Annotated in this window: 19 protein-coding genes, 4 tRNA genes and 2 pseudogenes; 6 read left to right on the forward strand and 19 right to left on the reverse strand. The window is 65.6% G+C overall.

The features are described from left to right. Positions 1–134: 134 nt before the first annotated feature. From OSB52_RS15900 to OSB52_RS15915, 4 genes are all read right to left on the reverse strand, one after another. Positions 135–1382 (reverse strand): HNH endonuclease, encoded by a 1248-nt coding sequence (locus tag OSB52_RS15900; protein ID WP_266062668.1) that lies wholly within the window; start codon positions 1380–1382, stop codon positions 135–137. A 316-nt stretch (positions 1383–1698) separates the two neighbouring features. Then, complete coding sequence (locus tag OSB52_RS15905; protein ID WP_266062669.1) at positions 1699–2511, reverse strand: mycofactocin-coupled SDR family oxidoreductase; 813 nt, start codon at positions 2509–2511, stop codon at positions 1699–1701. 45 nt (positions 2512–2556) lie between these two features. Then, positions 2557–3177, reverse strand: a complete 621-nt coding sequence (locus OSB52_RS15910) for a TetR family transcriptional regulator (RefSeq protein ID WP_266062670.1) — start codon at positions 3175–3177, stop codon at positions 2557–2559. 19 nt (positions 3178–3196) lie between these two features. Beyond that, entirely contained in the window at positions 3197–5431 is a 2235-nt protein-coding gene (locus tag OSB52_RS15915) for an MMPL family transporter (RefSeq protein WP_235725797.1), read from the reverse strand. A gap of 191 nt (positions 5432–5622) precedes the next feature. On the opposite strand from OSB52_RS15915, the gene OSB52_RS15920 reads away from it, so the two are divergent. After that, the gene (locus tag OSB52_RS15920) at positions 5623–6246 is read left to right on the forward strand and encodes an alpha-ketoglutarate-dependent dioxygenase AlkB (RefSeq protein ID WP_235725796.1); all 624 of its coding nucleotides are present in this window, start codon (positions 5623–5625) and stop codon (positions 6244–6246) included. Positions 6247–6347: 101 nt separating this feature from the next. Beyond that, positions 6348–6899 (forward strand): hypothetical protein, encoded by a 552-nt coding sequence (locus OSB52_RS15925; protein ID WP_266062671.1) that lies wholly within the window; start codon positions 6348–6350, stop codon positions 6897–6899. Between the two features lie 41 nt (positions 6900–6940). Here the strand turns inward: OSB52_RS15925 and OSB52_RS15930 are convergent, their stop codons facing one another. The 10 genes and pseudogenes from OSB52_RS15930 to OSB52_RS15975 all read right to left on the reverse strand — a co-directional run bounded on the left by OSB52_RS15930 (position 6941) and on the right by OSB52_RS15975 (position 16693). Next, positions 6941–7816: an oxidoreductase gene (locus OSB52_RS15930; RefSeq protein WP_266062672.1), complete on the reverse strand. Its 876-nt coding sequence runs from the start codon at positions 7814–7816 to the stop codon at positions 6941–6943. Between the two features lie 74 nt (positions 7817–7890). Further along, positions 7891–9591: an adenylate/guanylate cyclase domain-containing protein gene (locus OSB52_RS15935; protein ID WP_372475369.1), complete on the reverse strand. Its 1701-nt coding sequence runs from the start codon at positions 9589–9591 to the stop codon at positions 7891–7893. Positions 9592–9777: 186 nt separating this feature from the next. After that, positions 9778–10326 carry a YceI family protein gene (locus OSB52_RS15940; protein WP_235725793.1) on the reverse strand — a complete coding sequence of 183 codons (549 nt, stop codon included), beginning with the start codon at positions 10324–10326 and terminating at the stop codon, positions 9778–9780. A gap of 119 nt (positions 10327–10445) precedes the next feature. After that, the gene (locus OSB52_RS15945) at positions 10446–11204 is read right to left on the reverse strand and encodes an SDR family oxidoreductase (RefSeq protein WP_266062673.1); all 759 of its coding nucleotides are present in this window, start codon (positions 11202–11204) and stop codon (positions 10446–10448) included. Then, a pseudogene (locus OSB52_RS15950) lies at positions 11201–11997 on the reverse strand (enoyl-CoA hydratase/isomerase family protein). The gene OSB52_RS15945 and the pseudogene OSB52_RS15950 overlap by 4 nt, the downstream one beginning before the upstream one ends. Positions 11998–12097: 100 nt before the next feature. Beyond that, positions 12098–12700: an NUDIX hydrolase gene (locus OSB52_RS15955; RefSeq protein ID WP_372475368.1), complete on the reverse strand. Its 603-nt coding sequence runs from the start codon at positions 12698–12700 to the stop codon at positions 12098–12100. 90 nt (positions 12701–12790) lie between these two features. Continuing rightward, positions 12791–13822, reverse strand: coding sequence for a hypothetical protein (locus OSB52_RS15960; RefSeq protein WP_235725804.1), 1032 nt, complete (start codon positions 13820–13822; stop codon positions 12791–12793). Between the two features lie 140 nt (positions 13823–13962). After that, positions 13963–14370 carry an STAS domain-containing protein gene (locus OSB52_RS15965; protein WP_235725791.1) on the reverse strand — a complete coding sequence of 136 codons (408 nt, stop codon included), beginning with the start codon at positions 14368–14370 and terminating at the stop codon, positions 13963–13965. 191 nt (positions 14371–14561) lie between these two features. Further along, positions 14562–15314 (reverse strand): 3-hydroxybutyrate dehydrogenase, encoded by a 753-nt coding sequence (locus OSB52_RS15970; RefSeq protein WP_235725790.1) that lies wholly within the window; start codon positions 15312–15314, stop codon positions 14562–14564. Beyond that, a complete protein-coding gene (locus tag OSB52_RS15975) occupies positions 15311–16693 on the reverse strand; it encodes an MFS transporter (protein ID WP_266062674.1) in 1383 nt (460 codons plus the stop codon). Before OSB52_RS15975 ends, OSB52_RS15970 begins: the two co-directional genes overlap by 4 nt. A gap of 117 nt (positions 16694–16810) precedes the next feature. On the opposite strand from OSB52_RS15975, the gene OSB52_RS15980 reads away from it, so the two are divergent. Next, positions 16811–17764, forward strand: coding sequence for a LysR family transcriptional regulator (locus OSB52_RS15980; RefSeq protein ID WP_266062675.1), 954 nt, complete (start codon positions 16811–16813; stop codon positions 17762–17764). An 18-nt stretch (positions 17765–17782) separates the two neighbouring features. On the opposite strand, the gene OSB52_RS15985 is transcribed toward OSB52_RS15980, so the two are convergent. The 3 genes from OSB52_RS15985 to OSB52_RS15995 form a co-directional block, all read right to left on the reverse strand. Continuing rightward, a tRNA-Phe gene (locus tag OSB52_RS15985) sits at positions 17783–17856 on the reverse strand. Between the two features lie 39 nt (positions 17857–17895). Next, positions 17896–17969 (reverse strand) — tRNA-Asp (locus OSB52_RS15990). A gap of 53 nt (positions 17970–18022) precedes the next feature. After that, positions 18023–18095, reverse strand: a tRNA-Glu gene (locus OSB52_RS15995). Between the two features lie 189 nt (positions 18096–18284). Here OSB52_RS15995 and OSB52_RS16000 point away from each other — a divergent pair. Further along, complete coding sequence (locus tag OSB52_RS16000; protein WP_235725787.1) at positions 18285–18749, forward strand: hypothetical protein; 465 nt, start codon at positions 18285–18287, stop codon at positions 18747–18749. Between the two features lie 81 nt (positions 18750–18830). Continuing rightward, a tRNA-Lys gene (locus OSB52_RS16005) sits at positions 18831–18906 on the forward strand. A 227-nt stretch (positions 18907–19133) separates the two neighbouring features. Here OSB52_RS16005 and OSB52_RS16010 read toward each other — a convergent pair. After that, a pseudogene (locus OSB52_RS16010) lies at positions 19134–20231 on the reverse strand (site-specific integrase); the annotation flags it as partial. A gap of 2 nt (positions 20232–20233) precedes the next feature. After that, positions 20234–20749, reverse strand: a complete 516-nt coding sequence (locus OSB52_RS16015; protein WP_266062676.1) for a helix-turn-helix domain-containing protein — start codon at positions 20747–20749, stop codon at positions 20234–20236. A gap of 162 nt (positions 20750–20911) precedes the next feature. Here OSB52_RS16015 and OSB52_RS16020 point away from each other — a divergent pair, with 162 nt between their 5' ends. Then, on the forward strand, positions 20912–21175 hold the full coding sequence (locus tag OSB52_RS16020) for a hypothetical protein (RefSeq protein WP_266062677.1): 264 nt from the start codon (positions 20912–20914) through the stop codon (positions 21173–21175).

Below are 21175 nucleotides of genomic sequence, written 5' to 3' on the forward strand. Positions count from 1 at the left end.
GCCGTCGGGTACGCGACACCGTTGCGGCGCCGTTGTTTCACGCTATGGAGTTCTCAAGGGACGGTTGCGGTCCCGACCGGGATCGGGTGCGTGGGAAGACTTGGCTGCGTGACCTACTCGCCGGTCAGCGTGGCTCAGGCGGCGGCGGGTAGGTTGTCGAGGTTCATCGTGCGTCGGTTGTAGGCCGGTATCGGCCGACGTGTCGGGTCGACAGCGACGGGTGGGATGAGCCAGGGATGTCGGTCGTGACCCATGATCACCTCCCACCCGTTATGGTGGATGTCGGCATGACACGACGGGCACAGCAAACATCCGTTATCCAACACCGTGATTCCACCATCAGCCCAATGCACAATATGATGGCCCTGGCAGCGGGAGGCCGCCACACCGCATTTGATGCAACACTCGTCGCGTTTGTGCAACGCTTTACGCAGATGGGCTGGGAACAGGCGTTTGTCTTTACTCATCTCCATCGGCACCGCCTCACCATCGACGATCGCGACCGTCGCGGTGGTGTCACACGTCAGGGTGCGCAGCATGGCTTCGGAGATCGACCCCAGGAACGGCAGTTCGGCCAGATCAGGAGTATCGGCGGGCACCGACACCAGCATCTGGTGACGCGGTGCCGAGGCCGCATCGCCGCTGCGGGCAGCGATATCCAGCAACGCTTCGAGGGCGTCGGCATGCCGGCGCTCGGTGGAACGCGCATCCGGTGAACCGTCAGGTTCAGGGCGCGGAGCCGCCAACTCTTCCATCGCAGCCGAGAATTTTTCGCCGACCTCGGTGTTGAGGTCGGCGCGCACCTGCAGCCGTCCGTCACCGTCGACATCGTGGGTGAGCGTGTTGAGGTTGCGGTCTTCGGAGGCGGGTAGCCCACCGGTGTCCTCAGCGGCCTGGTTACCCAGACGACGGGCACGTTTGCCGATGTCGGCGGGGGTGGCGCCGGAAAAGAAGTGGGCGAGAAGTTCGGTCACGATGTTTAGACGCGCCACATCGTCGATCGGTTCCGCTGATCTTTTCCCGACATGATCGACACCTTTACCCACCGCGTCGACATGCTCGGCGGAGATCGCCCCATCAGCGGCGTGCGCGGCCAGGGTCGGCAGTTTCTCGCGGGCGGTCGCGATGCGGATCAGACGGGTCGCCACCGCCGGCGCGAGCCCCATCACGATCAACAACTCGCTGAGTTTGCGGCCGTGGTCGCGGGCCACACCCAGTCGGTCCAGATGGCCGACCACCGTCGCGGCGTGATGGTCGATCAGATTACGCAACGTGACCAGTGTGGTCATCGCATCGAACGCTGCCCGACCCGACATATCGTCGCCCAAGTGCAGGTCACGAACAGAATCAGTGATGGTGGTGAGATCCCCCGAAGCTCCCATGACTCCACTATGGTCGAACACCAGTTCGACGTCAAGGAAATTCTTGAAAATAGTGCAGAAGATTTTTGTGCGGGTGGGGTGGTTTCGATACGCGACGGGCTCGCAAGCTCGCACGCCGCTACTCAACCAACGAAAAGGGGGCGCGGCACGTAGGGCGGGCGCCGCTACTCAACCAGCGACAGGGGCGGCGGCACGTAGGACGGGCGCCGCTACCCAACCAACGACACGGGCGGCCGTGCATGGCGTGGCACGCCGCTACCCAACGAGGAACGGACAGCGGGCTCGCAGGCTTGCGCCGACTGATCCGGTGAGACCGTCAGAAGTACTGGGCCCCACCATCAATGGAGATGTGCTCGGCGGTGATGAACTTCGATTCGTCGGAGGCGAGGAACGCGACGACGTTCGCGATCTCCGACGGCTCGGCGACGAACTGGTTGAGGAAGGTCATCCCCATGCCGGCCAGGCGCGGATTGGCCGCGTTGGTCTCCTCGATCCGCGCGACCATCTGTCCGGAGCCCATCGGCGTGGCGACGGCACCGGGGTGGATGCTGTTGACCCGGATGTCGTGATTGCCCAACTCCGCAGCGAAAGCCCGTGTCATCCCCACCAACGCATGCTTGCTGGTGGTGTAGTGAACCATGAAGGGCTGCAACTTCTTACCGGCCAGCGAGCTGGTCAGGATGACCGATCCGCCACCTCGCTCGATGAGATGCGGCGCGGTCGCCGTGACGGTGTTCCACACGCCGATGACGTTGATGTCCATCACGTCGCGGAAGCTGGTCGGAGTCACCTCGTCCCAGGTCTCCGGAATGCAGATGCCGGCATTCGCCACCACCACATCCAAGCCGCCGACCATGGCGACGCCCTCGGCGACGACCTCCCGGAGCGCCTCGAGATCTCGCACATCGCATTGCCGCAGGTGCGCCGCGGCGCCCTGCTCCTCGACAAGACGACGGGTCTCGTCGAGGTCTTCCGGGGTGGCCGGGTCATACGGTACGCTGGGCAACGGGCCGGCGATGTCGACGCCGACGATGGTCGCCCCTTCAGCTGCGAGTCGGACGGCGTGGGCACGGCCCTGGCCGCGGGCCACACCGGTGATGAAGGCGATTTTGTGGTCGAGTCTTCCCATGGTGTGAAGTCCTTTCGTGAGCCGATGCCCGAACTGGTCTCCCACTCAGAGCGGCAGACCCTGTTCCAGCAGATCGACCGCGTTGAGCAGGGTGGCGAGCAGGTCGTCGTCGGTGGGGTCATCCCTGGATTGTGCGAAGTGAAACATCACTCCGCCCGCGGCGGCAATGAACACCCGTAGGCGAAGGTCATCGGACTGCACGCCCAGGTAGTCGGCGAAGAAGTCTGTCGCCTCCGAAATCGCTCTGTCGCTTTCGATCTGGTAGGCGGTTCGCAGCGTCGGCTCGGACTGGATCAGCCGCATGCGTGCGGAGTTGCTCACCCACTCGTCGGCGGTCCCGATGCGGAACATCTGTCCGATCAACCGGCGCAGCAGATCGAAATGCCCCAGCCCGGGCGGGATGGCGGCGATTGCGTCGTGCCGAGCTTCCTCCAGATCGTCGGAGATGACGACCTGCTCCTTGGAGGCGAAGTACCGGAAGAACGTGGTGTGAGAGACCTCTGCCTCGCGCGCGATCTGCTCAACTGTCGTGTGGGTGTAGCCGTACTCGGCGAACAGCTTCATCGCCGCGTCGCGGATCGCTTTGCGGGTGCGAATCTTGTTCTTCTCCCGCAAACCGATCCGACGCCCCGGGCCGCAGCCCGGGGACGTCGTCGGTGTGGCCATTTGTCGGTGACCTCCCTGATCAGGTCGCCGGGGCGACCGCCTGCCGCTCGTTGTCGGCATCGAGGTGTTCGAGCCCGCGGTCGCGGACCGCACCACCCTCGATGTCGAAGTTCACCACAAGACGATCCAACCACTTCGGCAGCCCCCAGGCGCGATCACCCAGCAGAGCGATGATCGCCGGCACCACCATCATCCGGATGATGAAGGCGTCGAACGCCACTGCCACCGCAAGCGAGAAGCCGAGCATCTTGGCCGTGGTGTCAGGCGCGAGCATGAACGCGGCGAACACGCTGATCATGATGATCGCGGCGGAGGTGACCACACGCGCACCGTGCCGATATCCGGCGATGATGGCGTCCTTGGCGGACATCCCGTGGATGTACTCCTCGCGCATTCGGGTCACCAGGAACACCTGATAATCCATCGCCAGGCCGAACACCACGCCGATCAGGAAGATCGGCAGGAACGACAGGATGGGCTTGGTGTTGTCGATCAGGCCCAGTGCGCCTTCCTGGAAGAAGAGCACCGTCATGCCGAAGGTGGCGAGCACGGAGAAGATGAAGCCGAGGGTGCCGATCAGGGGCACCCAGATCGAGCGGAAGACGCCGATCATGATCAGGAATGCCAGCCCGACCACGACCACCAGATACGGGATCAGCGCACTGTCGAGTTTGGCCGACAGATCCGACAGGATCGCCGTCTGCCCACCGACATGCAGTTCCACCCCGGCGGCTTCGGCGGTGGGCGCGTAGTCGCGGATCGTCTCCATCAGATCGTGCGTTGCGGCATCCGATGGCGCGCTGATCGGCGTCACCGAGATGAGTGCGGTGTCCGCTCCCACCTGTGGCTGCGGTGTTCCGTTACCCATCCAGGTGAGCGTGGCGGCGTTGGCCACGTCGTCGAGCGTCGCGATATGTTCCACGGCACTGTCGGCCGCAGCGCTGACGTCACCGTCTTCGGTGTGCAGCACCACCAGCAGCGGCCCGTTGATGCCCTCACCGAAACCGCGCTGCAGCAAGGTCTGCGCCTGCGCCTCGTCGTCGCTGGTCAGCGACATGCCGAGTTCCATCTTGGACATCGGGATCGCGGCCAGAGCCAGCACGGCGAGCCCCGCGACGATGAACGGGATCGGCCGATTGACCACTCTGCGACCGACTTTGACGCCCACGGTATCGAAGGTCGCACTCTCCTCAGCGTGCTTGATCCACGGTATGCGCGGGGTGAAGGCGAATCGGCCGACCGCGCCGAGCAGCGCCGGGATCAACGTGAGAGCTGCGACCACCGCCATGAACACGGCGACCGCGGCGCCCATACCCATCTGGGTGATCAGCGGGATGCCGATGACCATCAGGGCTGCGACGGCGATGATCACGGTGAGGCCGGCGAAGACGACGGCCGATCCGGCAGTGCCGACCGCTCGGCCGGCCGCATCGGCGGGATCACCACCCCGCATGCGCTCGGTCCGGTAGCGGGACACGATGAACAGCGCGTAGTCGATCGAGACGGCGATGCCGAGCATGGTGACGATCGCGGTAGCGGTCTCGTTGATGCTGAGGAACTCCGCCGACAGCGTGAGCAGCATGATGGTGATCATCACGCCCACCAGGCCGGTGACCAGCGGGATGAATGCCGCCACGAGCGCACCGAACGCGACGATCATGACCACGAAGGCGACCGCGAAACCGATCAGCTCGGCAGTCCCACCGGCCTCCATGACCTGCATGAGCGAGCCGGTGGCCTCCACCTGCAGGCCATCACCACTGTGCTGGGCGAGGATCTCCTGCAGCTGCTCCTTCTCCTCGACGGTGAGATCCATGATCTCGATGTTCTGGCGGATCTGGATCAGGCCCACCCGACCTTCGTCGCCGAGGACCGACGCGCCGATGGTCGGGTTGGCCTGCGCGGCCACCACCGGGTTGACCACGGTGCTCGCATCGGTCAGATCGGGCAGTGACTTGAGGTCCTCGACCAGCGCGTTGATCTGATCGGTGTGCGCGGCCAGCCCGTCGTCGGCGGCCACGAGCACGCTGGTCGACGCTTGCGACTGCTGCTCCATGACCTGCGGGAAGTATTCCTCGATCTGCGAGGTGGCGGTACCGGAGTCGGTACCCGGCAGGCTGAAGTCCTTCGCGAACTTCGGGCTCAGCGCGCCCACCAAACCGGCCACCGTGACGGCGGCGAGCAGCCACGTCGCGATCACCCACCATTTGTGTCGGAAGCAGAATCTTCCGACTCGGAACAGCATTGAGGCCATCGTCTCCCTCTCGGATCGGCGGATCGCCGGCAGTCAAAGGTGTTAGTGACTACCACTTGTTACTGGATAACAACAAATGTCGGATTTCGCCAGCGAGTCCGTCGCCAGAGTGTCGAGTGCCTCCCTCCGCGCACCGCCGTGACGCGCACAATATCGAACACGCGTTCGCATGAGTCGGTATGCTCGCGTTCATGACCGCAGGTATGCAGTGGTCGCTGTTCGACCAGTCGACCGACACGGAGTTGCGCTCGCTCGACCGCACGTCCCGACACGTGCTGTCGGACGGCGCGTGGGTGGATCTACGTCCCGGATGGGTCGCCGGTTCGGCCGCACTCTTTGACCGCCTACACACGGCCACTGCATGGCGCGCCGAGCGACGACGCATGTACGACCGGGTGGTCGACGTCCCGCGGCTGGTCGCGACCTACCATTCCGCCGAATCGTTTCCCGACCCGATGCTCGTCGCCGCACGTGACGCACTCAGCGGCCATTACCGCCGCGAGTTACCCGAAGGGTTCGCCACCGCGGGCCTGTGCCTCTACCGGGATGGTTCCGACAGCGTTGCCTGGCACGGCGACCGGATCGGGCGGGGCTCACACGAGGACACCATGGTGGCGATCGTGTCGTTGGGCTCACCCCGGCCGTTGCTGCTGCGTCCACGCGCCGGCGGCCCGTCGGTGCGCTTCGTGGTGGGCCCCGGTGACCTGCTGGTGATGGGCGGCAGCTGCCAGCGCACCTGGGAGCACGCGGTACCGAAGGCCTCCGGGGTCGGCCCACGCATCAGCGTCCAGTTCCGCCCCCGCGGCGTGTGGTGATCGGCGCAACCGAAATTCACCCGTTCTTGTCGCCCCGCCAACATGGTCACGGTCGGTGGTGGTTGAATCGACGAGAAGGTCCACGCATCGGGGGGTTGTCAGTGAGTCTCAAGTCGCGCTTGTTTGCGCTCGCCGTCGGATCGGCGGCGGTGGCCATCGCAGTCTCCGCCGCACCCGCCCTCGCCGCTCCACTGGACTCCGTCTTCGGCAGCGCAGGCAGTTCCGGTTCCGGGAGTGCGGGCAGTTCGGATCTGCTCGATGCCGGTAGTTCAGCACTCGGCTCCTCGGGCGACAAGACCGAGCACTACGGCAAGCTGGGACGCGACAACGCCCCCAACGGGGTGAGGTCGATCAACGTCTGGGTGTACGCGCCGAACACGCAACCGATCAGCCCGGGTGTGTATCCCCGGAACTCACAACTCGGCGTCCGCTACAACTCGACGATCGATGCCGGGCCCGTCGTAGACGGCGACGAATGCGCGATGCAGATCCGGTTGAGCGGGCCGAAGGTGCCGAAGAAGGCGCAGCTCTTCAGCACGCAGGATTGCACGTCGGTCAAGCCCTACACGCTGCGCGCTCCGGGGTCGTACTCGATCAGCGTCACCGACACCATCTCCGGCGCCTCGAACGCGATCACCTTCGACGTCCAGTAGGCGCGGCCGCCCTTCGTGACACTCGGCTGGCGCCTCGTTCCTCAGACCACGAAGTCGGTCTTCGTGAGCTGTTCGGACATCGTCCACAGCTTGTCTCGGACGCCGGCGTCGTCAGCACGCTTGTGGTAGCCGGAGACACCCGGGGCCCCGCGGCTGCCGAACATCTCGGTCGGACCGTAAAAGGTGCCGTTCGTGGCATCCGGCGATGTCGCGGCGTACAGCGTGGGCAGCGCACCCTCGGCGGCACTCTGCGCGAAGATCTTGTTGCCGAACTTCATGAACACGTCCTCGACCGTCTCCGATCGCCCCTGTAGCTCCGTGGCCGCGTAACCGGGATGCGCGATCATCGAGCTCGTCGACGACCCGGCCGCGGCGAGCCGCTCGGCCAACTCCTTGCCGAACATCAGATTCGCCATCTTTGAGTCCCCGTACGCACGCCACCGGCGGTATCTGCGCGCCTCCCAGTTCAGATCATCGAGGTCTATGCGTCCAATCTGATGCATGGATGACGAGAGCGTGACCACTCGGTCGGCGATCTTGGGCAGTAGCAGCGCGGTCAACGCGAAGTGTCCGAGATGATTGGTGCCCATCTGCATCTCGAATCCATCGGCGGTGCGGCGCATCGGAATCGCCATGACCCCGGCATTGTTGATCAGCACGTCGGCACCATCGCAGCTGTCGGCGAACGTCCGCACCGATGCCAGATCAGCCAGATCCAACTGTGCCACAGTCGCATTCGGACCGATTTCGGCTGCCACCGGCTGCGCCTTGTTGACATTGCGGCACGCCAGGGTCACGGTGGCACCGGCCTTTGCCAACGCTTTCGCCGTCTCGGCCCCCAGACCGCTGTTGGCTCCGGTCACCACGAACCGGCGCCCGGTCTGATCCGGGATGTCCGCGGTCGTCCACTTGCTCATCATGCCTCCCCATCGATGCTGTGCGCTGACTGCCAGCGACGCTATGGTCTCCGACCAACGTCGTCAACGAGCGATCACAACTGCCCGGTGACCCGGCGCGCCGGCCGGAGCAGACCGGCCACCACCGTGCCGATCGAGATTCCCGGCGGGCGCGTGGCAATCGAGCGCGGCGCGAACACCTGAGTCGGCTCACTGCGACCGCGCAGTGACCGCGTCCCCACCGGAATCCACTCACCTGCCTCGTCGTCGGTGGCGCAGGCCAGCGCCGCACCCGACGCCATCACCGAGCTGCCGGACTGTTTGGCCAGATCCGACAACCGCGCGCTTTCGTTCACCGCGTCACCGATCACCGTGTACTCGTAACGGGTCTCGGCGCCGATGTTGCCGGCGAACACCGTTCCGTAGGAGATACCCATTCCCCACCCGATGTCGAGTTCGTCCCCCAACCGATCGGCGAGGTCACGCGCCGCGGACAGTACCGACGTGGCAGGGTCGTCGAGTTCCACCGGCGCGCCGAAGATCGCCAGCGCCGAGTCGCCTTCGAACTTGTTGACGAAGCCGTGATGGCCGTCGACCACGTCGGCAACGATGGTGAAGAAGTCGTTGAGCAGCTCAGCGGTGGCCCCCGGATCCTGCCGCGCGGCCATACCGGTGGAGTCGATGATGTCCACGAACAGCACACCGACCGTCGCGTTGACTCCCCGCATCCCCTCGCCGTGTTCGAGTGCCTGCGCCGCGACGGTGTCGCCGACATGGCGGGCGAAGAGCTGCCGCATCCGCTCGCGCTCCTCGAGTCCGATCACCATCGTGTTGAAGCCGTGCTGCAGCACGCCGAGTTCGGAGGAGTCGTAGACAGGCACCCGGACGGTGTAGTCGGCCGCGTCCACGCGCGTGACCGCATGGTGCAGATCGCTGAGCGGGTCGGCGATGGAACGACCCACGAGGGTGATCACCCGGATACCGGCGACCAGCGCCACCACCCCGAGGATGATGATCGTCCAGTCGACCGGACCGCTGACCGGCGGGAGCATATCCAACCATCGCCCGAGATTGAGCAGCAACAACCCGAACATCGGTACGGCGGAGCTCACCAGCCACACCGCGATCATCCGGCTGCGGACACCGTGAAAGACGTGTCGCGCCGGGAAGTCACGGAAGGCGACCACCGCCAGCGGTCGGGCCGCCCGTTCGGCGAACAGATAGGTGATACACGAACTCGACATCGCCGCGAGTAGAAAGGCCGCGGCGACCCCGGCCGTGCGCGACGACGACGGGTCGTCGGCGACGACGGCGTAGGAGCCGACGGCGGTGGTCCAGGCGGCCAGCGTGGCGATCACCTGATTGCGCGGTATGTGACGGATGGCTGCGCGGCGAGCACGATCGGCGGGTATTCCGCTCACGAACCAATCGACCTGCGGTTTGATCAGTAGGACGCCGAACAGCATGTTGGTCAGCGTGCCGACGATGATGCCGGTGAGCACTGCCGGGAAGTTGGGGGCGCCGACCGTGCCCTCCAAGGTGAGCTGACTGCCGTTGTACGCCAGCTGCACCAGCAAAAAGGTCTCGATGCCGATCGCACAGTTCGTACCGATCAGCGCGATCGCGGCGGCTGCGGTCGCCCGCCGCGACATGCGGGCGCGTTGTGTGCGGGGCAGTTCTGCGAGGTCCCGAACGTTGGTGCCGCCGTGGCGGCCCCACAGGTATCGCGGCAGTGCCTCGCCGTGGATGTACGGCCACGCCCGTTGCAGGGCGGCGTGGCCGAGTGGTCGCGCCATGACGGCCACCTCCTGCGCCGGTAGGTACCTGCAGGGTACCCATGACCGACGGCGGCGGGCAGGGCCTCGAGGTCCCGGATGCCCCCGGCATGCAGAACGGCCGGCTCCACGGCCTCGGGGGATGAGGGGTTCAGGTGTGGAGCCGGCCGACGCTCCGGCCGATCGGGCCGGACGTTCGTGATCGGATCAGGCAGGCTGGTTGGCCTCGATCTCGAGCGTGATGGTGACCTTGTCGCCCACCACGACGCCGCCACCTTCGAGCGGCATGTCGATGTCGATGCCGAAGTCCTTACGGTTGAGGACGGTGCTCGCCTCGAAGCCGGCGACCGCGCCGTGGCCCATGCCGGGGTTCGTGCCGTTGAACTCGAGGTCCAGTTCGACCGACTTGGTGACGCCCTTCAGGGTGAAGTCACCGGTGAGCACGTAGTCGTCGCCCTTGGGAGCCACGCCGGTCGAGACGAAGGTGGCCTTCGGGAATTTCTCGGCGTCGAAGAAGTCGGCGGACTTGATGTGTCCGTCGCGCTGATCGTTGCCGGTGGTGATCGAGGTGACGTCGATCTCGGCCTGCACCGAGGGGGTGCCGTCCTCGGCGATGGTGATGGTGCCCGAGAAGGTCTCGAAGTTGCCGCGCACCTTACTGACCATCAGGTGCTTGACGGAGAACGCGACGGCCGAGTGAGCCGGGTCGATGGTCCAGGTGCCGGTTGCGATGGGGGCGGCTACGGCTGCGGTCATGGTGATACCTCCAATGGGTGTGGTCTTGGGTCTGGTGGGCGCTTTCGACCCAACACCACCTTAAACGGACCGCAGTCCGATTGCATTCCCGGGCCGGCAAAAAAACTTCCGGGGCAATGTCAGCGCGTGGTGGAGATCCCTCCATCGACCGGGATCACTGCGCCGGTGAGGTAGCTACCGGCCCTGCTCGTCAGGTACACCGTGGTACCGATCACGTCATCGGCCCGGCCGATACGACCCAGCGGAGATGAGGCCGCGATCTCATCGCCACGTTCGGCGAGGAAGTGAGCCATCATGCGTGATTCGAACGGGCCGGGCGCGATGGCGTTGACGGTGATGTTGCGCCACCCGAGATGTCCGGCGAGGTGTCGGGTCAGTTGGTGGACGGCGGCCTTGCTGGCGGAATAGGAGTACGACTCGGTCTGCGGGACCCGGATGCCGTCGATGCTGCCGATCATGATCACGCGCGCTGGGTCGTCGACGGTTGCAGACGCCAGCAACTGCGGGAGCAACGCCTGGGTGAGGGTGAAGGGCGACTGCACGTTGAGATCAAGGACCCGGTCCCACGCCGAGTCCGGGAAGTCCTCGATCGGCGCACCCCAGGTGGCGCCGGCGTTGTTCACCAGGATGTCGAGCCGATCCACCTCAGCGCCGACCTGCGCGGCCAACTCCCGGCACCCCTCCGGGGTGGACAGGTTGGCCTGGATCGCACCGAGGCCGGCGGCGCGGGCCTCGGCCAGCGCGGGCTCCTTGCGCCCGGCGATGATGACGCGCGCCCCGCGATCGGCCAGACCGTGCGCGATCATCGCGCCGATCCCGCTGGTGCCGCCGGTCACGAGCGCGGTCTTGCCGCTGATGTCGAAGAGGTCAGTGGTCATCGTCGTCGGTACTCCGGTCGTCGTTTCTCGAGGAACGCGGCCGTTGCCTCGGTCCGGTCGTCGGTCATCGCGGTGATCATCTGTTGTCGGTTCTCGAACTCCACCGTCGCGGAGAACGAGTTCGACTCGACCGCCGCCCACATCCCCACCTTGGTCATCTCGACCGACAGCGGCGGGTTGGCGAGGATCGATTCGGCCGTGGCGATCGCCGCGGCCAGCAGGTCGGCCTGCTCGACGACGTAGACAAGCAGCCGTACCGCAACGCGTCGTCGGCGTCGAACTTGCGGCCGGTCAGCATCAATTCGTGTGCGCGGCCGGTGCCGACCAGTCGCGGCAGCAACCAGGACACCCCGATGTCGCAGGCGGAGAAGCCCGCGCGGATGAAGCCGACCGCGAAGACGCTGTCGGTGGACCCGATCCGGATGTCGCTGGCGCTCACCAATGCCAATCCGCCGCCGGCCGCCGCACCGTTGACGGCCGCGATGACCGGTTGGCGTAGACCGTGCAGACGGCGCGCCAGACCGGAGATGTCCTGCTGGCGTTCAAAACTCGCGATCATGACGCCATCGTCGACCGAGTCGTCGTCGCCATACCCCCGCAGATCCAATCCGGCGCAGAACGCCCGACCGGCGCCGGTGAGGATCACCACGCGACAGTGCTGGTCCCGGTCCAGCTCGTCGAGTACAGCCGTGAGATCGCGCACCAACGCGGCGTTCAGCGTGTTCATCGCGTCACGGCGGTCCATCGTGACGATGGCGATCTCCCCGCGATGCTCGACGGCCACCGTCGTCATCGACCGGCTCCGGTCATGTCGTGGATCACATACGTGGTCATGCTGTCGTTGGTACCACCCCCGGCGCCACACCTAGGACCGAGGTGGCGAATCTGGTGTCCTAGCGCCAGGCGAAGACGGGCTGCTCGAACCCGTCGACGCGGGTATGCCGTTCGCGCAGGACGACTTCGGCGAACTGATAGATCACCGCCGCAGTCGGTGCGTGGACCAACGCACCCACGATGGGCAGCTGGATGACGGGACGGTCCGATTGCGGGATGGTGAGGAACCGCGGCTCGACCATCAATTCGTCGAAGGTGACGAAGAAGAGTTGGGCAACCTCGTCCGGGTTGGGGTCCGGAACGTGCGTCTGGTCGGACCAGCAGACGACTGGCGTGATCACGAACCCCGATCGGGTCGGGTAATCGTCAAGCATGCCGAGCACGCTGTCTGCGGGGAGCTCGACGCCGATCTCCTCGTGTAACTCCCGCAAGGCGGCCGTCGGCTGGTCCTCCCCCGGGTCCAGTCGCCCGCCCGGTAGTGCGTACTGCGCCGCGTGACGGCGCATCGTTGCGGGTCGCTTGGTCAGCCAGATCCCCTGCTGTCCGTCCTGTTCGGCGATGGTGATGGCAACCGCCGCCGAGCGCGCGTCCGGCAGGTCGGCCGTGTGTCGTCGGAATCCGGAGATCCGCGCGGCTACGGCGGCGCGATCGAGAGTGCTCACCTTCCCAGTTGACCACGCCCGGCGCTCGACCAGGATGAGTGCGTCCACATGGGAACTGACATCCACGGTGGTTGCTTCCGGGTGTGAGAGTCAGATCCGCGCGTTGTCGTGGGCGGAGGTCTGCCGTCCGAGGTGGTAGCTGATGACCGCCAGGCCGAACAGCCCGACACCGAGATTGATCAACGCACCAAACCCCTCGAGGGCGAAATCGACCAGGGCGTTGGTCACGGTGAACACCAAGGCGGCCATGCGGAGCGACCGCAGCGGCCACACGCTGTCGGTGCGACGACGTGCGATCATCGCCGGCAACGACAACCCGAGGGTGGCGATACCGCTGACGAACAGAATCCAGTTCGCCGTTGGGTTGCGGCTGATCTCGAAATAGAGGTCGATGTCCCCCATCTCCCTCGTGTTGAACGTCCAGGCGAGGACTCCGAGGACAAATGTGAATGCCGAACTGGCCACCAGCAACCACCCCACCACCGGCACCCAGCGCGGGCTGCGGAAGAAGTCGGGAATCAGCCCGGTCGCCCGATCACGCAGCCGCATCAGGCGATCCGGCGTGTCCGCGCTCGCATCCAGCAGTCCACGTATGTGACCGATCGCCGTCGGGTCGGCGCCCTGGTCTTTGGCTACCTCGAGGAAGCCGACCGCCTGCCGGCGCCTGCGGGCGGGCAGACCATGGGAGATACCGTCGGCGGCAATCGTGGCGGCGTTGGCCATCGCTTCGGCGACTGTCGGCTTCTTGACGTCGCGGACGACACGACTGATCACCAGCACCGCGACGACCAGGATGTACATGATCTCGGCCGACGGTCCATAGAAGTAGTCGTTGTTCTTGGTGATGAACTTCCCGATTTCATCCAGGAACAGCCCGAAGCCGATGCCGCCCATCACGATCGCGGTGACCCGGGTGGCCGGACCCAAGAAGAGCCAGCCGATGATCAGCGCCAGCATCATCAGCGCACCACCCCACAGGGCGTGCGCGATGTGCAGCGTGCCGCCACCGACCTGCGGATAGCCGGTGAGCTGCAGGTAGAGCCGAGTCACCAAAATCGTGCCGATGGCGAAGATCAAGAACCATTCCACCGACGTGGTGCCGTAGATACTGCGGATCATCACCGCGTTGGCCCTATTGCGCGTCGGTCGCGATGTCGTGGGTCGCGAGGTCATGGACGCAGTATCGCGTGCACCGGTCGGGCCGGGCGGGCGTTCACGCGATCAGGCCGTGCGCACGGCCCAGACGAAACACGCTAACGCGACTACCGCGTGTCGACCACCAGGCCTCCGGCGCCGAAGAGGTCGAAGAGCAGGCGCGTGGCGCGAGCCGGGGCGACGACGTCGACACGACCGGCGGCGACCAGTGGATGCTCGGCAATCGTGCCGACCGCGCGCGGGCTCATGAAGGAGACGTCGGCGAGGTCGACCATCACCCGGGCGTACCCGGCGCCGGCGCGGGTCATCGCGCGCTGCAGATCTCCGCATGCCGCGAGGTCGATCTCACCGGTCACCCGCAGCCAGACGGTGCCCGCAGAGCGTCGTTCGACGGTGAACTCGTAGAGCGGAACCGTGTGCTGCCGGGGTGTTTCCGCCGAGCCGATGACATCGAAGACGTCGATCGCGGGGATCGTGTCGCTCTGGTCATCGGTCGGAAAAGGAGCAATGGTCATGGCGTCACCGATCGTCGCAGGGGCACTGATCCGCCGTCACGGACGTGCTCTACGCCAGATCCGCCGGTAACCAAAAACTACCGGCGGGATCGGACACGCACGCACGCACGGGACATCAGTGATACCGCACTGAGATGACAAGTCTCGAAACGGTAACGGAACGCAACTCGACATTCCAGGCCCCCGCCCGTTCAGCGGGCACTCCACCCGCCGTCCATCGGATACGACGAGCCAGTCACCATGGCGGCAGTGTCGGATGCCAGCCACGCAACCAACTCGGCGACCTCACTGGGCCGCACGAGACGCTTGACGGCGCTCTCGGTGAGCATCACCTTCTCGACAACCTCACCTGCGTCCATCCCGTGCACACGCGCCTGGTCGCTGATCTGCCGGGCCACCAGCGCGGTCTCCACATAGCCGGGATTCACGCAGTTGCTGGTGACCCCACGTGAAGCGCCCTCCAGTGCAACGGTTTTCGACAACCCTTCCAGCGCGTGCTTGGCGGTGACATAGGACGACTTGTAGGCCGACGCCCGCAGTCCGTGGATCGACGAGACGTTGACGATCCGGCCGAATCCGCGCCCATACATCCGCGGCAGCGCGGCACGGATCAGCAGGAACGGGGCCTCGACCATCACCCGCTGCATCCGGCGAAAGGTGTCCGGCGCCATCTCCTCGATCGGCGCGACCGATTGGATACCCGCGTTGTTGATGAGGATGTCGACATCCAACCGGAGACCATCGAACTGTTCGGTGTCGCAGAGGTCGACGTGCCACGCCTCACCGTCGAGATCGGCCGCGACCTGCTTGGCACCGACCTCGTCGATGTCGGCGACGACGACGTGTGCGCCACGCTCGGCGAGGGCGCGGGCACAGGCCTGCCCGATGCCGCTCGCCGCACCGGTGATCAACGCGCGTCGCCCGGCAAGCTCCGCCGTGCTCATACCGACACCCCTTCCCGGCGTGGCGCGACGTGGAGGAACTGCGCCGCATCGGCGTCGTCGATCGACTGCAGGGACAGTCCTCTGGTCTCGCGCGCCGCGATCACCGCGATGATGGTGACGACACAGGCCGCGGCCAGGTAGATCGCGATCGGCACCGACGAGTCGAACCGACTCAGCAGCGACGCGGCGATGATCGGCGCGAGCGATCCGGCGACGATCGAGGTGACCTGGTAGCCAAGCGAAACGCCGGAGTACCGCATTCGAGTGGGGAACATCTCGGCCATCATCGCGGGCTGCGGCGCGTACATGAAGGCATGGAAGACCAGGCCGCTGATGATCGCCAGCATGATGACGCCGTAATGGCCCGTGTGCATGAGCGGGAAAGCGAAGAATCCCCAGGCGGCGGTCGTCACCGCCCCGAACAGGTAGACCGGCCGGCGGCCGAGACGATCGGCCAGTCGTCCGACTATCGGGATCACGGCGAGGTGAACGGCGTGGGCCGCGAGCATCCACCACAGGATGTCGGCGGTGTCGGCGTCGACGACGACCTTCAGGTAGGTGATCGAGAAGGTCACGACGAGGTAGTACATGATGTTCTCCGCGAAGCGCAGGCCCATCGCGGTGAACACGCCACGGGGGTATCGCTTGAGCACCTCGATCGCACTGAACGACGATGTCTTGATCTCCTCGGCCTCGCGTTGTGCGGCGACGAAGATCGGCGCGTCGGTCACCTTGGTGCGCACGTAGTAGCCGACCAGCACGATGACCGCCGAGAGCCAGAAGGCGATACGCCATCCCCAGCTCAGGAATGCGCTGTCGGGCAAGGTGGTGGTGAGCACCAGCAGCACCACTGTCGCGACAAGGTTGCCGACGGGCACGCCTGCCTGAGGCCACGATGCCCAGAACGCGCGGGATCGGTTGGGGCTGTGCTCGGCCACCAACAACACGGCCCCACCCCACTCACCCCCGACGGCGAAACCCTGGATGAACCGCAGGGCGACGAGCAGCGCGGGCGCCCAGTAGCCGATCTGGCCGAATGTCGGCAGACATCCCATCAGGAAGGTGGCCGCTCCCACCAGCACGAGACTCAACTGCAGCAACTGCTTGCGCCCGTACTTGTCGCCGAAGTGACCGAACACGACGCCGCCGAGCGGCCGGGCCACGAAACCGACGGCGTAGGTGACGAATGCGGCGATGATGCCGTCAAGCTCGTTGCCGGTGTCGGGAAAGAAGACCTTGCTGAAGACGAGGGTGGCTGCGGTGCCGTAGAGAAAGAACTCGTACCACTCGACGATCGTGCCGGCCATGGACGCGGCGACGATACGACGCAGGCCCGACCGTTCGTCGCGCGACGACATCGCAGGTTCTGCACTGGACATGCTCACTCCTTCGCGGGAATTTCATGTGATTCGGGTCACGTGTCGCTCGAGTATTGAATGAACATGAATGCGCATGCAATGCTCAGATCGGCGATGGGCATCTGCAAAAATGCAGATATGCCTGCTGACTTGCCGAGTCCGGACGACCTGCTGGTTCTTCTCGCCGTGGGTCGCAGCGGGCGCTACACCTCGGCCGCGGACACGCTCGGCCTGAACCACACCACCGTCGCGCGTCGGATCGAATCCCTCGAACGCACGATGGGCGGCCGAGCACTCGCCCGCGGCGCGGGAGGCTGGGAATTGACCGATCTCGGTCGGCAGGCGTTCGCCGCCGCTGAGCGCATCGAAACTGCCCTGCGGGCACTCGAGGCCTCCATCGATGGATCGCCGAGCCTGAGTGGCGTGGTCCGGATGTCGGCCACCGACGGGTTCTCCGCCTACCTCGCCGCACCCGCCGCGGTGTCGGTGCGGCGGCACCATCCGGCAGTGAGCGTGGAGATCGTCACCGCCACCCGACTCGCGTCGCAGCACCGCACCGGCCTCGACATCGAAGTCGTCGTCGGCGAGCCGCATGTGCACCGCGCCGAGGCGATGCGTCTCGCCGACTACCGCCTGGGTCTCTACGCCTCGCGCGGCTATCTCACCGAACACCAGACGCCCACCGGCCCCGGGGATCTCACTGCTCACCCGCTGATCTACTTCGTCGACGCAATGCTGCAGGTGGACGATCTGGATCTGGCCCGGACCCTGGTCCCCCAGATGCCCGAATCTGTGACGTCGACGAACGTGTTCGTGCACGTCGAAGCCACCCGCGCGCACGCCGGCATCGGACTGCTGCCGTGCTTCATGGCCGACCGGCACGACGATCTGGTCCGCGTGCTGCCCACTGTCGGAGCCGAACTGACCTACTGGCTGGTGACGCGGACCGAATCGGCCCGGCGCCCGGAAGTCGCCGTGGTGGTCGACGCCATCCGCGCGATCGCGGACGCGCGGCGAGCCGAGTTGTTGGGTGATCCCTCCGGAGCGGTTGCCGCGAACGCGACCCCTGACAACACAAAACCCCCGGAGTGATTTCCGGGGGTTGTGACGTGGCCAGGGCCGGGATCGAACCGGCGACCTTCCGCTTTTCAGGCGGACGCTCGTACCAACTGAGCTACCTGGCCGGACGGCACCCGAACCGAATGCCTATCGCAAGAGACTTGCGACCCTGACGGGACTCGAACCCGCGACCTCCGCCGTGACAGGGCGGCGCGCTAACCAACTGCGCCACAGGGCCATGTTCTGTTGTGTTGCACTCTCTCCGACCCCCGCGAAGGGTCCGAGCAAGCGTACCCCCTACGGGATTCGAACCCGCGCTACCGCCTTGAAAGGGCGGCGTCCTAGGCCGCTAGACGAAGGGGGCCGGTTCTCCGTGAGGAGGTCTCCGTTGGGAGCCGACTCAGCTTAGGACACTCTCTCGACAATTCACAAATCGGGAGGTCGGACGCTGTTTCCACGCCATTACACCGGTCGTGTGAAAGCCACGTCTTCGCGTCCCCCGAGTGGCCACCCTTCGCTGAAAACGATCCGGCATTCATGATAGGCAAGAGAGATGGGGGAACAACTCTTCGTGCGCCCGGTCGACCCGTCGACGAACGGTCGGACGGCACCGTTCGACGACGCATCGATCCGAAGTTTCGTCGCACGACACCTGCTCCCGATCGCCACGGCCGACCTCGACGCCGACGATGCGCCTCCGGTGGACGGAGGTCGCCGAGTCGCCGGGACCACGTACGTCGACAGGTCGGGGATACGGGTGGACATCGGCCCGGAGGCGATCGTGGTGCACGAATCCGGCCACGCAGCCGAGCAGACGATCTTCGCCGCCCTGACCGAGATCGGGGGCATCGCGATCGACCCCGAGCAAGCACTGGCGATCAGCTGCGACGTGACCTGGCTCGACGCCACATATAGCCCGATCGACACGCTGGTTGTGGTGTCCACCGCCACCGAGTTGAGTGCGGCGATGCGCACAGTCCTCCCGGAAGCCGGCATCGTCGACGGTCGGCGGCGATGAGCGGCACCGACGACGTACCGACCCGACGACGGTGCCGTCGATGATGCCTGTAAACTCGTCGTCGCCCTGCCCGCAGGGCACGCCCCTATAGCTCAGTTGGTAGAGCTACGGACTTTTAATCCGCAGGTCCCAGGTTCGAGCCCTGGTGGGGGCACCATCCTGACCAGGCGATTCGCTTCTTGGCGAGTCGCTTTCGTCGTCCGTAGACCCCTCGGTGGTCACATATTGGTCACACGAACTGTCGGTGTGGTCACGCGGCTGGTCACGGCCAGCGCGTGGCACGAGAGCCGCGGCCGCCTCCGCGGCCTGGGCGCCGACGCCGTCGAGTAGGTGGCTGTAGGTGTCGCTCGTGATGCTGATCGAGCTGTGGCCGAGTCGCTTGGACACGACAGCGATCGGTACCCCGGCGGCCAGCATGAGCGAGGCCTGACCGTGTCGCAGGTCGTGCAGACGGATACGCCGCAGGCCCGCCTCGTCGGTCAGCTCGTGGAACCGCTCGGTCACGTCGGCCGGCGGGATCGGTGAGCCGTCCTCGCGGGCGAACACGAGGCCGTGATCGTCGTAGGCGCTCCCCCACTCGGCCCGCTCGCCCTCCTGGGTGAGCCGTTGCGCCATCAGCACGCCGAGCGTGCCTGAGTCGAGGTCGACCACACGGGCCTCGCCACTTGAGGTCTTCACCGGGCCGAACCTGTACTGACGGTGCTCGCCGCCGCAGAACGGACACTCAGCCCCGGTGCCGTCCACCTCGACGATCTGCTGATTGACCACCAGCCGAGCCCGGTCGAAGTCGATGTCGTCCCAGCGGATGCCGACCGCCTCACCGCGGCGCAGGCCGGTCATTGCGATCGTCTCGAACAGCGATCCGAGCCGGTCGGTCTGCGCGTGGTCCAGGAACTTGCCGAGGTCGGCAGCCTCCCACGGCTTGACCTTCGGGCGCGGCGCGCGCGGCAGCTCCATGTCGGCGGCCGCGTTGAAGCTCACCAGATGCTTGCGCTTGGCCGACGTGAGCGCGCTGCGCAGCGTGGCATGAACGCGGCGTTGAGTGGCCGGTGACAGCGGTTTCGGGTTGCGCCGCTGCCCTTTTCCGATCTGCGCATCCTTGGCGGGCTTGGCCGGCGCCTTCGCGATCTGCTGCAGCATGTGCTCGACGTGCGTGGCCCGCAGATCCCGCAGCCGCACGCGGCCGATGTGCGGCACGATGTAGGACTCGACGTGCTGGCGGTAGCTGCGCAGCGTGGTCGGGCGGATTCCCGCCTGTTCCTTTGCGGCGAGCCAGGAGTCGAGGTATTCGGCAAGGGTGAGTCGCTGGTCGATGGCGACGACTCCGGTACGCACCTCGGCACGCCGCTCGTCGCGGGCCTCCTCGGCCTCCCGCTTGGTGCGGAACCCACGCTTGCGCTCCTGGCGGCGCTTGCCGGTGGCCGGGTCGACACCGAGGTCGACGACGTACATCCATCCTTGCCCGGATCGCTTGACGCTCATGACTACTCGCCTTCGTCTTCGTGGTGGCGATTACCTTCGTCGAACAGCGCGATGAGTGCCGCAACGGTCTCGACCCCGCCGTCGATATCGTCGACACCCCAGCCCGCGATCTCCCTGATCTTCTTCATCTGGTCGGCAGCCTTCGAAACCTGTGAATACAGGTGGAAGGTCCGCTGCCGCAGATGCTCTGGAAGATCAGTGAAGCGATTGGTTACCGCGAACTCCGATGCGTCGATCGTCGCGCCTGTTGGCATATCAATGCCTTCGACGTCACCGGGCGGCAGCATGAGACTCGACACCGGCGTGCGAAGCACGTGCGCGATCGCGACCAGCTCTACCGCGGTGAACGCACGCTTTCCGCTCTCAGCCATCCAAACCGCCTGCCGACTCCATTCTTTGCCAAGCAGTGGACCCAGGCGCCGGCCGAACTCAGTCTGAGACACCTTCTCACCGAGCGGTGACGCCAAGGACTCCCGCAGCACCTGGATTCGGTGGCCGATGACTTCTTCGATCTTCACATTCTCTGCCCTCCATCATGGTCATCATTTATCGATGTTCGTCTACAGGATGACAGAGAAACAGACGTGCGTCCATAGTTGACAATCAAGCGCGTTCGGTGTTCGCTTTGATGTAGACGTTCGAATGACGTCTACATGGAGGCCAACATTCGGAGGAAGGTCATGACTCAAACACGTAAGACGGCGACCATCTCGCTCAGCGAGGTTCGCGCGATGTGTGAGCGCGAGGCTGTGGTCGAGCTTCGTCCAGCGCTCAGGATCTTCGGAATCAGTGAGCCGACCGGCTACCGGATGGCGAAGTACTGCCCAGACCAGTTGCCGTTCAAGGTCTTGCGCGTCGGTAGCCGGTACAAGGTGCCGACCGCGAGTCTCCTGGCAGCGCTGGACATTCCGGCCGCAGACGCAGATCGGCAGCTCACCGCGTGA

It is taken from the genome of Gordonia aquimaris (assembly GCF_026262595.1).
In the GTDB taxonomy this organism is placed as follows: Bacteria; Actinomycetota; Actinomycetes; order Mycobacteriales; family Mycobacteriaceae; genus Gordonia; species Gordonia tangerina.